This is a genomic window from Caballeronia udeis (assembly GCF_044909315.1).
Lineage (GTDB): Bacteria > Pseudomonadota > Gammaproteobacteria > Burkholderiales > Burkholderiaceae > Caballeronia > Caballeronia udeis_A.
In genome coordinates this window covers 265,743-279,112 of record NZ_JBIYEB010000007.1, presented here as the reverse complement: position 1 = coordinate 279,112, position 13,370 = coordinate 265,743, and the positions used below count along the sequence as shown (strand labels likewise).

Here is a 13,370-nt window from a genome sequence, read left to right as displayed (position 1 = left end):
GTGCCGGCGATTTCCCGAAGCCTTGCCGGCACGCAATGCGTTCCACGCGTTCTACGAAAGCTTGATGTCCCGCGTTTCCCGCATGCACAGCACGCCGATCAGGCTGATTGCGGCGGCGACCGATACATACGCGCCGACCCACGCCAAGCCGCCGCGATTCGCCAGCAATTGGGCGATGTACGGCGCCACCGATGCTCCCAGAATGCCGCCCACGTTATACGCGACACCCGCACCGGTATAGCGGACGTTGGTCGGGAACAACTCGGGCAGCAGCGCGCCCATCGGGGCGAAAGTCACGCCCATCAGGAACAGTTCGATGGTGAGAAACAGCGCGACCGCGTACGTGTTGCCGCTGCCGAGCAGCGGGGCCATGGTGAAGCCGGACAGGATAGCCGCGATACAACCCACGATCAGCACCGGCCGGCGGCCGAATTTATCGCTGGCCAAGGCGGAAATCGGTGTCGCGATAGCCATGAAAAGCACCGCGAAGCACAGCAGGCCGAGGAATTTCTCGCGCGTGAAATGCAGCGTCGAGACGCCGTAAGAAAGCGAGAAAACCGTCGAGATGTAGAACAGCGTGTAGCAGACGATCATCGCGATCGCGCCGAGCAGCGTGGGTTTCAGGTACTGGCCGAACAGCGTTGCGATAGGTACGCGCACGCGTTCCTTTTTCTCGATGGCCTGGCGAAACGCCGGCGTTTCCGCGATTTTCAGGCGCACATAAAGTCCGAGCGCCACCAGCACCGCGCTGACGATGAACGGGACACGCCAGCCCCAGCTGCGGAATTGTTCGTCGGTGAGCGAGAGCGCCAGCCCGAAGAACAATCCATTCGATGCCAGGAACCCCACCGACGGCCCGAGTTGCGGGAACATGCCGAACCAGCCGCGCTTGTTTTGCGGCGCGTATTCGGTCGCGAGGAGCGCTGCACCGCCCCATTCGCCGCCAAGCCCGATGCCCTGGCCGAAGCGCAGGATGCACAGCAGCACCGGCGCGAGGCTGCCGATGGACGCGTAGCCGGGAACGAAGCCGATCAGCGTGGTCGACATGCCCATGACGAGCAGCGACGCAACGAGCGTCGATTTCCGCCCGATACGGTCGCCGAAATGGCCGAAGATGAACGAGCCGATCGGCCGCGCGATGAACGCGATGCCAAACGTGACGAACGCCGACAGGGCTTGCGCGGCGGGCGAACTGTGCGGGAAAAAGACCGGGCCGATGACCAGTGCCGCGGCCGTGGCATAGACATAGAAATCGTAGAACTCGATCGCCGTGCCGATAAAACTCGCGAAGATGACGCGGGAGCTGCTCATTTTCGCGTCGCTTGCGGACGATGCGGGCAACGAGCCCAACGGTGAGCCCGATGGTGAGGCTGATGACATGGTGTCTCCGGTTCGCCCCTTGAACGCGTCCGGGAACGCGCGTCGGGACACTTTGTATTGAATGTGCAACGGGCAACGGACGTCGGGCGCTCGAAGCGGTGTGCAGCAGTGAAAACGAACGGTGTTGGACTGCGCGATTGTGTCGCGGAGTCGACCGGTCAGGCCCCGGCTCAAGCGCTGGAGGGCTGCGGCGACGGCTTTGCCGGCATGGCCGGCGCCGGGTATCAAAAATTATAACGACCGTGCGCCGCGGCCGGCAAGGAAACCGTATTGATCAATGTCCCCTTGGTTCCATTTAATCGATAGTCGTTGCCTGCGGCGAATGGACGCTGCGTAGCTGGAACTGGCCGTTGTCGTTGAAGAGCCAGTCTTCGAACAAATCGAGCTGGCCGTTCCCGTTGAGCAGGCGCGCGGGCGGTATGGGTAATGGCGACGCGCGTCGCAGCGACGCGAGGGCGGTGGCTTCGGCTTCGTCGTCGCCATTGGTCCGGTAAACCGACGACCGGATCACACGGCCGTTGCGGTCCACGGTAAACGCGACCACGACGAGCGAGCGAAGCATGGCTTGCGGCGTGCCTTTGAGTACCAGAGATGGATTGCGGTCGAAGATATGTTGCGCCACGCGCACCTTGTATTGATCGAGCGTCGCGCCGCTCACGGCCGCGGCCGGTTTTGATTCGAGCGCGCTGGGCGGCGGGGTGATCGTGCAGGCGGCGATGGTTGCCGCGATTGATAAGGTCAGCGCGATACGCGCGATTTTCAGATGGGAGGACATGGCGGGCGAAGCTCCACGAATTCGTTGCACTCATGCTTAACAATACGCGGCGGGTCCGGGTCTTGCTGCCCCTTTTTGCATGTCCACTGCATTTTGATGCGTAAGGAGAAGACCATGAGCAACGATTCCACCGACCTGAAGAAACCGAAGCCCGTCGAGCATAGCGACAACGAGGCAAGCAAGATGCCCGAGCGCGCCGACGACGACCGCAAGCAGGCCCCAAGCGATAAACCGGGAAAGAAACCGGGAGAGGGTGAGCCTGAGGTGGGGTGAGGGTGCAATTGCGGGTGTGACGCGCCTCTCCTCGATCTTTGTATATACAAAAAGCCTGGCCCAGACAGAATTTTGTATATACAATCTGATCGATGCAAGTCTCTTTCGATGTGAATAAAAGCGCCCGCAACATTAGCTGAACGGGGTTTGTCGTTCGAACGGGCTGCAGAATTCAATTTCGAGACAGCGTTGATCGGCTCTGATGATCGGCGTTTTTACAGCGAAGTACGGTACGTCGTGCTGGGGTATCTCGACGAACGCTTGCATGTTCTCTGTTTCACTGAAACCCACGATGGAATTCGCGTGATCAGTTTTCGCAAGGCCAATCCGAGAGAGGTGAATCGCTATGCCAGCACGTAAGGCCATGATTGACGAGAGCGGCGAAGTACGCGAACTGACGGCCGCGGAAATCAAGACGTTCAAGCGTGGTGCCGCTGCGCTACCCGCATCGTTGCGGGCTAAGACGGGCGTTCGCGGTCCTCAGAAAGCACCGACGAAGATTCCGCTGTCGCTTCGGCTTTCGCCGCAGGTCGTGGAGGCGTTTCGCGCGTCGGGCGAGGGATGGCAGACGCGAATTGACGTGGTTCTGGCCGAATGGCTAAAAACCCACTCGCCGGACGAACTGGCCGTGTGAACTATTTGCGTGGCGGGGAATTTGAAGCAGAGGGTTGCAGACAAGCAGGGGTGCTGTTTTTGGCGGAAGCGGTGTCCGCCATAATAGGAATTCTTCGGAACATACCGGAACTAAGCTAAGCCTTTACCCGACAAGGGTTCCGTAAATACATTGTCCGCTGCGTACCGGGATGGTAGGATCAAATCCTGAATTATATGGCGGGTACGATGATGGGTTTACTGGAGCGGTCGAAATGCCGAAGGTAGCTAAAGAGCTCGGGGCGCTGGCGGTGTCCCGCCTTACTCAAGAAGGAATGCACCCCGTCGGCAAGGTGGCCGGACTGTACCTGCAGGTAACCGGCGCTAAATCGCGTTCGTGGATTTTGCGCGTTAAGGTGGGCGATCGCCGGCGCGAGATCGGGCTCGGCGCTTTCCCGGCAATCTCTCTCGCTGATGCGCGCTTAAAAGCTCAGATAGAACGCGACAAAATCCGAACGGGCGTCGACCCTATCCTTGAGCGCCGTGAAGCTGCTAGTCGTCTCAAGGCAAGCCAGGATCTGGAGATGACTTTCGAGGCCGCAGCTAAGAAATTCATGGATGCCAAATCGTCTGAATGGAAAAATCCAAAGCACGGCGACCAATGGCGCAACACCCTGGAAACCTACGCCTACCCGTTTATCGGCCGCCTCTACGTGCGCCATATCGGCCGCGACCACGTCATGCAGGTGCTTGACCCGATCTGGCTCACCAAGAATGAAACCGCATCGCGCCTTCGCGGCCGCGTCGAGGCTATCCTCAATTGGTGCAAGGTGAAGGGCTACCGCTCCGGAGAGAACCCAGCCGCTTGGCGTGGCAACCTGGAAAACCTGCTTTCTAAGCCGTCAAAGGTTCAGAAGGTCCGTAATCATCCGGCGCTGCCTTTCTCGGAAATGGGCGAGTTTATGCAGAACCTTCGGAAGATTGATGCCGTCGGCGCTCGTTGCTTGGAGTTCGCGATCCTGACGATAGCCCGCTCTGGAGAGGCCCGCGGTGCCCGCTTCAGCGAAATCGACCGGGAAGCAAAGGTTTGGCGCGTCCCGGGCGAGCGCATGAAGGCCAAGAAGGAACACCGCGTGCCGCTTTCGGAAGCCGCATTTGCTTTGATCGAAAAGATGCCGCAGACCGAAGATGACGGACTGATATTTCCGAGCCCGCGCGGCAAGGTGCTGTCTGACATGACGTTGCTCATGATCGTTCGACGTATGGGTGCTGACGCCGTGCCGCATGGTTTCCGCAGTACGTTTCGCGACTGGGCCGGAGAGATAACCAACTATCCGCGCGAGCTGGCCGAAGTGGCGCTCGCCCACATACCAGGCGGCTCGTCGGAAATGGCCTACTGGCGCGGCGACATCTTGGAAAAGCGCCGGCGCATGATGGATGAATGGGCTCGATTCATCGCGGCGCCGATGCCAAAGGGTGCCGTTATTCCGCTGCACAAGCAGGCTTGACCGAACAACCGCGCCTAGCCCGACGGGGCGAAAGCAGGGTTCCCTTACCCTGTTGGCGCGGTTCCCAAACAAGGCGTTGCGTGAGGGAGCAGTGAGCGAAGAACAGAAAAAACCATTTGAACAAGCCGGAGAAGCGGCGTTGCGGCGGTACAGAAGCACCAAGCTTAGTGAGGTTGCCGGGGAGCTGCCAGACGGCCCTGGAGGGATGGAGCTTTTTAGAGCTTATGTCGAGCACAGAGCCGCAACTTCGGCCCGGGACGAACAAAGGGTCCACGAAATCCTCGCGAGCTTTGACGGCCTAGCACTCGATCTGGTTGGCGAACGAAGAGTCGAACTTCTGCGCCTCCAAATCTTAAATGAGCTTGACGACATCCTCCGCGCTCTATTGGTTTTTTGTGGAAATCAACCGAAGGGCAAGGACCAACTGAGCGAGCTTCGCCTCTTACTTCAAATAGATAAGGGGCGTGCTCCAGTCGACAATCGCGAAACCCAGAGGCGATGGGCCATCGAACAGCAATGGGTCGATGCATACCTCGCGATGCAAGATGACGGCGAATATTTATCAGAAAATCAAATCGCACAACAAATCGCCAAGAGGATGTCCGTCTCTTCCCGGACCGCTATAAATCATTGGTCTGCCAAGAAAAAGCGCGAACCACATCAGGCGTTGTGGGCAGAGGGCATCGAGGCTCACGCCAACCGGCGCGGCATTCTCGCAAAAGAACGCCTGAATAAAGAAAGATCTAAGAGAAAGGCGGCGACTTCGAAGCCAAAAAAGTCAGATTACCGAAAGAGAGTTCTTTGAAGCGCTATCACCATTCATTTTCAAACTGCTGATATTTATGGTTGGGTCATGAGTTCCGGGGCGTTCCGGGACGATTCACTTGAGGTGAAACATGACCGAGCAATTCCGCACTTCGCTAGCAATTCTGCGACGCAAACAAGTCGAAAACGAAACCGGGCTTGCCCGATCGACGATCTATGACAGGATGAAAGACGGCACTTTTCCGTCGGCGATCAAGATCGGCGTGAAGGCTGTCGGCTGGAGAGCTGGCGACATTGACAGGTTCCTCGAAAACCCGGCTGGTTTCAGAGCCTAAGAGGAGCCCGCCCATGACCACCACAAACAACAAGGGCCGCGACTCCGGCAAGAGTGCGACCCTGAAAACGACCACCGGAAACAAGTCTAAGCCGACGGCGCGCAAAGAGCAAGATATGAGCGCTCAGGCTCAGCGACTTCGAGTTCTTGAGTTCCTTCGCGCCTCGCCGCAGACGACCTATAGCCTTCGTGCTCACGGCATCTCACACCCTGCACAGCGGGTTCGTGAGCTGATCTGCATTGACGGTTATCTTATCAACAGCGACCCCGTTGTAGCGATCGATAGCGATGGCTATAGGCATTCGCGCGTTGCTCTGTATTCGCTCGGCGGTGAGCCCGATACCCGCGACCTTTTCGACATGGAGGTCGCGTGATGTATGGCCAAGTCAAAGCGACACAGCACCTCCAGTCGCGACGCGGGTGGTTTTGTGCCGATCCCTTGGATGGTCCTGGACAGTCCCGCGTACATCGCTCTGTCGCACCCCGCAAAAGCATTGCTGCTGGAGATAGCACGCCAATTCCACGGAGACGACAACGGTCGAATGATCGTCACGTTGGCACACCTGAAGCCCCGCGGATGGAATTCGTACGACACCATTCAACGGGCCAAGCAGGAGTTGCTGAGCGCCGGACTCATTCACGAGACGGTGAAAGGGCACCGGCCGCACAAAGCGAGCTGGTATGCGCTGACGTGGTTAAGCCTGGACAAGCTGGACGGGTTCGATCAGGGCGCCGCTTCTGGATTCGTGCGAAGCGCCTATTTGAAAACGCAGGCCTTACACCGTCTGGCGGTGTAGAGAGCGCCCTAATTGCACCGTCTGGCGGTGTAGAGAAACGGTCTCCTACACCGGGAGACGGTGCAATTAGGGCTGTTTTTCAGCTTCTCTCTACACCGTCTGGCGGTGACCCTCTAGATATGCCATCTACACGTGCTTTTCGCGGAGGTGCCGCATGTCTTTGATCGGTGGACTGCAACCCGAGAAATTGCGGCCGGCTCGCATGAAGGTGCGGCCCTCAACGGGAGATCAGGCGCAATGGAAGCGGCTGACGCAGCGCGACTATCTGCTGTACCTGGTCGGTGCGATCCAACGCATGAGCCGCGGACACGTTTGGAACGATGACGTGCGGAGGGTACTTCAAAAACTCGACGGGCTCGGAGGTCAGTGGTGAGGATAACTAGCCAAACCATGGCGGAGGCGTGTTCCGCATCTTGGCTAGGCAGTGAAACGGGTGGAGTCTGACTCCATTCTGTACCGGCCATGCTACCCGCCTTCGAGCGGAATTTTTCAACCAGATGCCATAGCGGCAAGGAGCAAGACCATGACTGATGAAACACCCAAGCACGTCCGCGACATGACGCCCGAGCAGATTCGTGAGGGCCTGCAACGGATCAAGTGGGGCTCGAAAGACGGCGGCCTCACGCTTCCCAAAGCAAAGTCGATCGACCCTAACTTCGATGCTCGCACCGCGACGCCCGAAGAGATCGCCAAACATGCCCGCGAAAACGGCATCCGCATCAAGCGCTATTAAGGAGCTGACCATGACCCCATACGTTGAAACCCGCGAACAATTGCTGCGCCGTGCTGCTGCTGGCGAGAACGTTACGAAAGACATTTACGCCCTCGACGCAGCCCAAGTGACCGCCGACAAGGAACAGGCGCTTGCCGCCCAGGTAGCCCGGGCCGCTGCCAACATCGCCAGTGAAGAGGCGCAGAAGCAGTTACAGAAGGCCCATGACGATGCGGTGATCGTCTTCAAGGATCTGCAGGCGAAAGCGGGCGACGCCGCGGCACACGTTGAATCCCTTTTTGCGCAAACCAGGGCGGCGCTAGATGCGTGGCAGCAAGCGCAGGGAGCGGCGCAGGCGCAGTCAATGACGGTTCACCACTTTGCCCAGCAGGGCGCAAAACGCGTGATGATGCCTGTCGCGTTCAGCGGGGCAGATTACAGCGTGCACCTGTTGCGCCATGCGGGCACCCAGTTTCATCAGCAGATCCTATACACCGGCCTGCTGCCCCGAATAGTTTAACGGTGGGAGTACTGGACAAGTCGCCGAGTGTCCAGGGGTAAAAATAACCACGACTGCCGGCGGGGGGATCGTCCTGTGTGCCCCCGCGGCCGGCACCAATAACTACTCCAGAAAACTCCAGTTTGCGCCACTCGGAAAACCTGACAAAGCGTGACATTGCAGCAGCGAAACTACTAGGGAAAACTAGAGGTATGAAACCAGATCCGGCACAACAAAAGCAGGTAGCGGCCGCACCAGACAAGCAAGTCGACATGGTGGTGGATGCGCGCGATGGAAAGTCAGATGAAAGGACCATGGCCGACCTCGCGGGCACTGCGACATTCCGAGCCGCGGTAACCGCGCGCCAGATCATTGGCTCGTCGATGGCGGGGCTCGAACCGAACGTAGGCGATTTCACGGCGTCATTGTCGGAGCGGTTTGATAAGACGGTGATTGATGGAGATATGAGCAAGGTAGAAGCGATGCTCTTAGCTCAAGCTCATACATGCGAACTCATCTTCCACGAATTTGCCCGGCGCGCGCTTCGTAGCGAAACACTGCCGCGCCTGGAGGCATACATGCGGCTAGCTCTTAAGTCGCAGCAGCAATCGGCGTCGACCCTTCGAGTCTTGGGCGAGGTTAGAAACCCGCGTCAGGTTGCATTCATCAAGCAACAGAACAACGCGGCTGGGCATCAGCAGGTGAATAACGGCGTGGCGCCGACCGTCGCGTGCGCGCACGGAGAAAATCCGGGCACGCCAAACGAACTTTTGGAGCATCAGCATGGCGAATGGCTGGACGCCGGAGCGGCGAGCGAAGCAAGCCGAGGCAATCAGGAAATGGCGGCCGTGGGAACGATCGACGGGGCCGAAGTCGGAACAAGGGAAAGCGACGTCGTCGGCAAACGCGACAAAGCACGGGCTGCGGTCGGAAGAATGGCTCGAAGATCAAAAACGCTTGAACGGCCTGCTCCGTTGGTGCAGGGAGCAACTGAAGCGGGTTTAGGTAGGGAAGGAGCCGAATGATGGACGTCATCGATCTTCCGCCAGCAATGCATGCGTTAATGAGCGCCGTAGCGGCTTCCTGTGCCGTCGCTAACCCTGAGGCATGGGAAGTGGCCAGCGGAGGCGCCTACGGGGCCGCCTGCTGGCTGTGGGGTGCTACAGGAACCCTGAGTGTCGAGTCGATCGCCCGCGAGATGGATTTGCACCAGTTCAAACAGTCTTACACCGCCGACGATCCATCCTGGCTCGACGAATGGATCGATCCGATCTTCTGCGATGCATGGGGCACGTTGATCAAGGCGTACCGGGCCCGGCCGTTCCCGCTGGGTGGCGAGTTCGCGCGAGCATAACCGGTAACGTTACCGGATTAGATACTGTCGCTTCTCGCGTAGCCCAATCGGGCGCAAGCGACAAGACGCAGCGCATCTGACCACAAAGCGCGGTGCGCAGCGATTGGTACGCAGCGCAGTACGCACGGAAAGTGGCCTAACTCTGCGCCGGCACAGAATAAGCTGCGGTCCTCGGTCGTGACCACACCAACATCTTGGGAAATTCCCAAGATAAATGGTCAAGCGCTTGACTCTTTAAGTAGGCAATGTTGCCGGGTTGTCAGCGGTGTAGGGGTCGCATTTCACGCGTGACCCCTTATCTGTCGAGTTCGGCTCTGATCTCGTCCGTTAGCTCATAAACCGGGTGCATCTCCGCCCCGTTGGACCATTCCCATTGATAGCGCCATTTGCCGTCGCCTAGCATGTAGCGCCAGGCCAATGGCTTGCGCTCCGTGTCTCCAGCAGATGATTGATCTGCGTCAAACCCTTCTCTCTGCCCCATTCGTTACCCCGATTTGTTATCGAATTTTTCGGTGAGTCTAGATGACGAACGTTCCTGTTGTCGCGCGGTTTTTGCGAAATAAGCGATCGGCGGACGATCATTCCGCTGTACTGCCAAGCAGGTAAACAGTCTCCTGCCGAAGTGGGGGACGTACCCGCCAACTCTCCCGCCGAAGAGTTTGAAACTTGGACACCCTTCGTTTTCAAAGAGGCGATCAATAGTATCTAAATCAAGCTGAGTCCATACCGATTTCCCAGCAGTAAGCGCAAAGACGTCTCAGCCCGCGCACTGCTGGATTAGGTGTACTTAATGTCTGATTTGATATCTTCAGCGACCGAATTGCCAATGATCGGCACGAAAGAACTGGCGGCGCTGCTCAAGACGCGCCCGCAGTCGATCTACAAACGTTTGACCGTCACGGGCACCTACTGGGGCCTGGAGCCAGTCAGGCTGCCCAATAAGCGCCTGCTGTGGCCTGCCGATGCGGTAAGCCGTCTTGCGAGTGAGGCGCGCGCATGACGACGAAGCAGCTATATCAATTTCCGGGTGCTGGAGCGGTTACGGCGTCTGACCTCATCTTTATGAGCCAAAACGGCGTATCTGTTGCGGCGACTCCCGCGCAACTGGCGGCTGGCATCGCTGGTAACGCGGCTAAAGAGACGTTCACCGCAGGCCCGACATTCACGGGATCGATCACTGGAACCGCACTGGCTGTCAGCGGCGTAACAGGCACCATCGCGATCGGTCAAACGGTCTACGGAGCTGGCGTTACCGCCAATACGACCATCACCGCCGGCTCAGGTACGTCGTGGACGGTCAGCCCATCGCAAACGGTCACCAGTGAAGCCATGGGCGCGGCGAGCGCCACTCAGTTTGTTCCCGGAATCAGCACCAGCATCACGCTTGCTGGCACGTACGGCAGCATCAACAACGTCCTCGTTCTGTTCGACGCAAATGTTCAAACCGATGACACGCTGAGCGGGCAAACGCTTGGTTTCAATCCGACGGTACCGGTTGGCATTCAGCAGGTCGTATTGATTGGCTGGCCCGCACGCTCAATCGGCACACCGGCCAATTCTTCGGTCACGGATCTTCAAGTCGCGCCAGGCGCAAACATCAACGCCAGCAAGATCCTATACGTTCCGACCGCGCCGAATAGCATGTCGCGCGCGCTCAACGGGAAGATGGGCGACACGTGGAGCCTGAAGGATTTTGGCGCCCAGATCAATGGCTCGACCGACGATACGACTGCAGTAAATAAAGCATTTGCCTCTGGCGAGCTGAGCCTCTGGTTTCCTCCCGGCAACTGCATTATTGAGAGCCCGGCGACAATATCCGCTCCTGGCACTGTCTTGCAGGGCGCAGGCAAGCAAGCCTCATTTTTCCTTGTGCAAAACAATGCAGCTGCCGCGGTGAGCGTAACCCCATATTTGACTGGGGTGGAGCTTCGGGACTTCGGCATAACCCGGCCCACTTATGTAGGCGTGACAGGCAATGGAGTCGAATGGCTCGCATCTAATAGCCAGGGCGTGATCAGCAACGTCTTCGCGCAGTATTGCTATAACGGGTTCGTGCTCTCGGTCACTGACTATTCGCGAATCGAAGGCTGCATTGCACAGCAGAACAATGTCGACGGAATCCAGTTTCTGCAGCCTACGACTGGCGGCGCTCTCCAGTGGAACGGGTTCAGCCTGACCTCACAGAGGAATGGTCGACACGGCTATTCGTTGATTTCTCAGGCGTCGTCTGGAAACACATCTGTCGGGACGATGGTGAATATCAATTCCTACGGCAACGTCGGTGCGGGTTTCGGTGCATTCGGGTCTGCGGCGTGCGGAATCTACGGACTGAGAATATTCAACAGCTTCTTCGGTGGAGACGGTACTCAGGAAATCTATCTGTCGACTTACGGCACGAGCCACATCCTCAGTAACAACTACACCGAACAGTGCGGCGTTGGGGCGACAGGGCCCGCCTTCGGAACTCCTGCTACGCACACGGGCAACGGGATATACATCGACCCGAACAATGACGATGTCTATATCTCGGGCGGCAATCACAACGGGCACTCCTGGAACGGGATTAATTCGTCCGCGACGATGACCGTGCTGACGGGTGTGGCGTGTTCCAACAATGGAGGCGCCGGGATGCCCGGCCAGATGAACGGAATCTACAACGCCGCCGGCCGGATGATCGTGCAGGGCGGCACGTCCGGCAACGTCGCCGGGTCGACAGCTCAGCAATACGGCATTTTGGCTACCAACGGATCAACGCTATCGATCGGTGGCAGCCCTTATCTTGTCGGCAATACGGTTGCTCCGGTTGGTGCCGGAACCAATCTCGCCGGCGTTACCTACCCCAATTACGCGACCTGATTCCCATGCGCAAAATTATTGTTTCGCTTCTCGCGTTAATTCCGTTGGTGTGTTTTGGGACAACGCCAAGCCCCGTTTCTACGCTCAATACTGCAGGATCGACGGCGGGACAGGCCGTCGTATCGAGCGGGCCGACAAGTACTGCTGTGTGGGGGAATGTTTCAGCCGCCTCACTGGCGGCGCAAGCAGCGAATACTGTCGTCGCGAACGTCAGCGGGTCGGCGGCGAGTCCCACCGCTTTCGCAATGCCGAGCTGCAGCACCTCGTCCAGCGCATTGCAATGGACGTCCGGCACAGGCTTCGTGTGCAATATGTCCGTCGTGGCATCGAATGTCTCCGGTACCGTTGCCTTCGCCAACGGCGGAACTGGCCAGGTGACGCAAGCAGCCGCGCTTACAGCGATGCTCGGGTCGTCGCTGGTGCCAGTCGCAAACGGGGGGACGAACGCTGCGACGGCCGCAGCAGCGCGCACGAATCTGGGCGCGGCGGCATCCGGTGCAAACACAGATATCACGAGTCTTAACGCGCCTGCGCTCGGAGCTGCGACAGCACCGACAGCAACGGCCGGTACAAACACCACTCAAGTTGCCACCACTACATTTGCAAATGCAGCAGCCGCTGCCGTTACACCCACCGCAACGACGAGCTATACGCCAACTGTTACTGCATCGTCGGGTACATTCACAACGACTTCAGCCACGGGACATTACTACGTCATCGGGAAACTGGTCTTCTTCGAACTGAACGTAACCATCACGACAGTCGGGACGGCCAGTGGTCTCGTGATTGCCTCGCTTCCTTCAACGTTGAACGGATCAGGTGGAACCGTGGTCGTGGCGGGGTATGAGTCAGCATCTACGGGCAAGATGCTTCAGGCTTTCGCGATCGCGGGTACCGCGACGATTTCAATTCGTTACTACGACGCAACCTCGGCAATCACTGCCGGGAATATATTGACGATTAGTGGCTGCTACATCAGCAATTGATCATGAAAGAGATCCCGCTCACCCAGGGTAAGGTCGCGATCGTCGACGATGAGGATTACGAACACCTATCGCAGTTCAAGTGGTATGCGATGCGCGATAAACGCTTGTTTTTCGACGATGCCTGGTATGCCTATCGCAGTTTGAAAAACCCTGTCACCGGTCGATTCCAAAGCGTTCAGATGCAGAGGGAGATCATGCGGCCGGGCTCTGGGGATGTAGTGAGGTTTTTGAACTTGGATGGTCTGGACAATCGGCGGCCGAATCTGGTCGTTACAACGAGGGCCAAGGTAAATCGTGATTTGCGGACGCCATCACGCGACTTGCCGCGGGGCGTGAAACGTGCGCATCAGAAGAATCGGGTCGTGGCTACGATGAGTGTCGGAAATAGGGTCGTGCATCTCGGAACCTTCGATGCGCCGGAGGATGCAAGCCAAGCGTATCTAGATGCTGTGAAGGAACTGGCTGGCTATGGATCGCCGCCAGCGTAGTTGGCGGGACTAGGGCGGGTAGGGCGCCCAGACGTGTCGCTCTGCCTTGCTC

19 protein-coding genes are annotated in these 13,370 nt (G+C 58.2%); 17 read left to right on the top strand and 2 right to left on the bottom strand.

Annotated elements, in window-relative coordinates:
• Positions 1 to 51: 51 nt before the first annotated feature.
• Together ABH944_RS14695 and ABH944_RS14690 are read right to left on the bottom strand one after the other, a co-directional pair.
• The gene (locus tag ABH944_RS14695; protein ID WP_404607290.1) at positions 52 to 1,311 is read right to left on the bottom strand and encodes an MFS transporter; all 1,260 of its coding nucleotides are present in this window, start codon (positions 1,309 to 1,311) and stop codon (positions 52 to 54) included.
• Between the two features lie 364 nt (positions 1,312 to 1,675).
• Positions 1,676 to 2,155, bottom strand: a complete 480-nt coding sequence (locus ABH944_RS14690) for an energy transducer TonB family protein (RefSeq protein ID WP_404607288.1) — start codon at positions 2,153 to 2,155, stop codon at positions 1,676 to 1,678.
• A gap of 114 nt (positions 2,156 to 2,269) precedes the next feature.
• Between ABH944_RS14690 and ABH944_RS14685 the strand changes: the two genes are divergently transcribed.
• From ABH944_RS14685 to ABH944_RS14605, 17 genes are all read left to right on the top strand, one after another.
• Positions 2,270 to 2,428 carry a hypothetical protein gene (locus tag ABH944_RS14685; protein ID WP_404607286.1) on the top strand — a complete coding sequence of 53 codons (159 nt, stop codon included), beginning with the start codon at positions 2,270 to 2,272 and terminating at the stop codon, positions 2,426 to 2,428.
• Between the two features lie 147 nt (positions 2,429 to 2,575).
• Positions 2,576 to 2,788, top strand: coding sequence for a BrnT family toxin (locus ABH944_RS14680; protein WP_404607284.1), 213 nt, complete (start codon positions 2,576 to 2,578; stop codon positions 2,786 to 2,788).
• Positions 2,775 to 3,062 carry a BrnA antitoxin family protein gene (locus ABH944_RS14675; protein WP_404607282.1) on the top strand — a complete coding sequence of 96 codons (288 nt, stop codon included), beginning with the start codon at positions 2,775 to 2,777 and terminating at the stop codon, positions 3,060 to 3,062. Before ABH944_RS14680 ends, ABH944_RS14675 begins: the two co-directional genes overlap by 14 nt.
• Before the next feature lie 232 nt (positions 3,063 to 3,294).
• The gene (locus ABH944_RS14670) at positions 3,295 to 4,527 is read left to right on the top strand and encodes a tyrosine-type recombinase/integrase (RefSeq protein WP_404607280.1); all 1,233 of its coding nucleotides are present in this window, start codon (positions 3,295 to 3,297) and stop codon (positions 4,525 to 4,527) included.
• Between the two features lie 91 nt (positions 4,528 to 4,618).
• Complete coding sequence (locus tag ABH944_RS14665; protein WP_404607278.1) at positions 4,619 to 5,332, top strand: hypothetical protein; 714 nt, start codon at positions 4,619 to 4,621, stop codon at positions 5,330 to 5,332.
• 91 nt (positions 5,333 to 5,423) lie between these two features.
• On the top strand, positions 5,424 to 5,627 hold the full coding sequence (locus ABH944_RS14660; RefSeq protein ID WP_404607277.1) for a helix-turn-helix transcriptional regulator: 204 nt from the start codon (positions 5,424 to 5,426) through the stop codon (positions 5,625 to 5,627).
• Positions 5,628 to 5,640: 13 nt separating this feature from the next.
• The gene (locus tag ABH944_RS14655) at positions 5,641 to 6,000 is read left to right on the top strand and encodes a helix-turn-helix domain-containing protein (protein ID WP_404607276.1); all 360 of its coding nucleotides are present in this window, start codon (positions 5,641 to 5,643) and stop codon (positions 5,998 to 6,000) included.
• A 3-nt stretch (positions 6,001 to 6,003) separates the two neighbouring features.
• Positions 6,004 to 6,423 carry a hypothetical protein gene (locus ABH944_RS14650; RefSeq protein ID WP_404607274.1) on the top strand — a complete coding sequence of 140 codons (420 nt, stop codon included), beginning with the start codon at positions 6,004 to 6,006 and terminating at the stop codon, positions 6,421 to 6,423.
• Positions 6,424 to 6,577: 154 nt separating this feature from the next.
• The gene (locus ABH944_RS14645) at positions 6,578 to 6,796 is read left to right on the top strand and encodes a hypothetical protein (RefSeq protein WP_404607273.1); all 219 of its coding nucleotides are present in this window, start codon (positions 6,578 to 6,580) and stop codon (positions 6,794 to 6,796) included.
• Between the two features lie 150 nt (positions 6,797 to 6,946).
• On the top strand, positions 6,947 to 7,156 hold the full coding sequence (locus ABH944_RS14640; protein ID WP_404607272.1) for a hypothetical protein: 210 nt from the start codon (positions 6,947 to 6,949) through the stop codon (positions 7,154 to 7,156).
• Positions 7,119 to 7,655 (top strand): hypothetical protein, encoded by a 537-nt coding sequence (locus ABH944_RS14635; protein WP_404607270.1) that lies wholly within the window; start codon positions 7,119 to 7,121, stop codon positions 7,653 to 7,655. The genes ABH944_RS14640 and ABH944_RS14635 overlap by 38 nt, the downstream gene beginning before the upstream one ends.
• 191 nt (positions 7,656 to 7,846) lie before the next feature.
• A complete protein-coding gene (locus ABH944_RS14630; RefSeq protein WP_404607269.1) occupies positions 7,847 to 8,659 on the top strand; it encodes a hypothetical protein in 813 nt (270 codons plus the stop codon).
• Positions 8,656 to 8,988: a hypothetical protein gene (locus ABH944_RS14625; protein WP_404607268.1), complete on the top strand. Its 333-nt coding sequence runs from the start codon at positions 8,656 to 8,658 to the stop codon at positions 8,986 to 8,988. The genes ABH944_RS14630 and ABH944_RS14625 overlap by 4 nt, the downstream gene beginning before the upstream one ends.
• Positions 8,989 to 9,778: 790 nt before the next feature.
• Entirely contained in the window at positions 9,779 to 9,988 is a 210-nt protein-coding gene (locus tag ABH944_RS14620) for a DNA-binding protein (RefSeq protein ID WP_404607267.1), read from the top strand.
• Entirely contained in the window at positions 9,985 to 11,844 is a 1,860-nt protein-coding gene (locus tag ABH944_RS14615; protein WP_404607265.1) for a hypothetical protein, read from the top strand. The genes ABH944_RS14620 and ABH944_RS14615 overlap by 4 nt, the downstream gene beginning before the upstream one ends.
• Positions 11,845 to 12,089: 245 nt before the next feature.
• A complete protein-coding gene (locus tag ABH944_RS14610) occupies positions 12,090 to 12,830 on the top strand; it encodes a hypothetical protein (RefSeq protein ID WP_404659404.1) in 741 nt (246 codons plus the stop codon).
• 2 nt (positions 12,831 to 12,832) lie between these two features.
• Positions 12,833 to 13,318 (top strand): AP2/ERF family transcription factor, encoded by a 486-nt coding sequence (locus tag ABH944_RS14605; RefSeq protein ID WP_404607263.1) that lies wholly within the window; start codon positions 12,833 to 12,835, stop codon positions 13,316 to 13,318.
• The last annotated feature ends 52 nt before the right edge of the window (positions 13,319 to 13,370 follow it).

Bases quoted from the DNA above. Each gene is read 5' to 3' on its own strand.
- ABH944_RS14695 (WP_404607290.1), bottom strand. From the start codon at position 1,311: ATGAGCAGCTCCCGCGTCATCTTCGCGAGTTTTATCGGCACGGCGATC.
- ABH944_RS14690 (WP_404607288.1), bottom strand. From the start codon at position 2,155: ATGTCCTCCCATCTGAAAATCGCGCGTATCGCGCTGACCTTATCAATC.
- ABH944_RS14685 (WP_404607286.1), top strand. From the start codon at position 2,270: ATGAGCAACGATTCCACCGACCTGAAGAAACCGAAGCCCGTCGAGCAT.
- ABH944_RS14675 (WP_404607282.1), top strand. From the start codon at position 2,775: ATGCCAGCACGTAAGGCCATGATTGACGAGAGCGGCGAAGTACGCGAA.
- ABH944_RS14670 (WP_404607280.1), top strand. From the start codon at position 3,295: ATGCCGAAGGTAGCTAAAGAGCTCGGGGCGCTGGCGGTGTCCCGCCTT.
- ABH944_RS14660 (WP_404607277.1), top strand. From the start codon at position 5,424: ATGACCGAGCAATTCCGCACTTCGCTAGCAATTCTGCGACGCAAACAA.
- ABH944_RS14655 (WP_404607276.1), top strand. From the start codon at position 5,641: ATGACCACCACAAACAACAAGGGCCGCGACTCCGGCAAGAGTGCGACC.
- ABH944_RS14650 (WP_404607274.1), top strand. From the start codon at position 6,004: ATGGCCAAGTCAAAGCGACACAGCACCTCCAGTCGCGACGCGGGTGGT.
- ABH944_RS14645 (WP_404607273.1), top strand. From the start codon at position 6,578: ATGTCTTTGATCGGTGGACTGCAACCCGAGAAATTGCGGCCGGCTCGC.
- ABH944_RS14640 (WP_404607272.1), top strand. From the start codon at position 6,947: ATGACTGATGAAACACCCAAGCACGTCCGCGACATGACGCCCGAGCAG.
- ABH944_RS14635 (WP_404607270.1), top strand. From the start codon at position 7,119: ATGCCCGCGAAAACGGCATCCGCATCAAGCGCTATTAAGGAGCTGACC.
- ABH944_RS14630 (WP_404607269.1), top strand. From the start codon at position 7,847: ATGAAACCAGATCCGGCACAACAAAAGCAGGTAGCGGCCGCACCAGAC.
- ABH944_RS14625 (WP_404607268.1), top strand. From the start codon at position 8,656: ATGATGGACGTCATCGATCTTCCGCCAGCAATGCATGCGTTAATGAGC.
- ABH944_RS14620 (WP_404607267.1), top strand. From the start codon at position 9,779: ATGTCTGATTTGATATCTTCAGCGACCGAATTGCCAATGATCGGCACG.
- ABH944_RS14615 (WP_404607265.1), top strand. From the start codon at position 9,985: ATGACGACGAAGCAGCTATATCAATTTCCGGGTGCTGGAGCGGTTACG.
- ABH944_RS14610 (WP_404659404.1), top strand. From the start codon at position 12,090: ATGCCGAGCTGCAGCACCTCGTCCAGCGCATTGCAATGGACGTCCGGC.
- ABH944_RS14605 (WP_404607263.1), top strand. From the start codon at position 12,833: ATGAAAGAGATCCCGCTCACCCAGGGTAAGGTCGCGATCGTCGACGAT.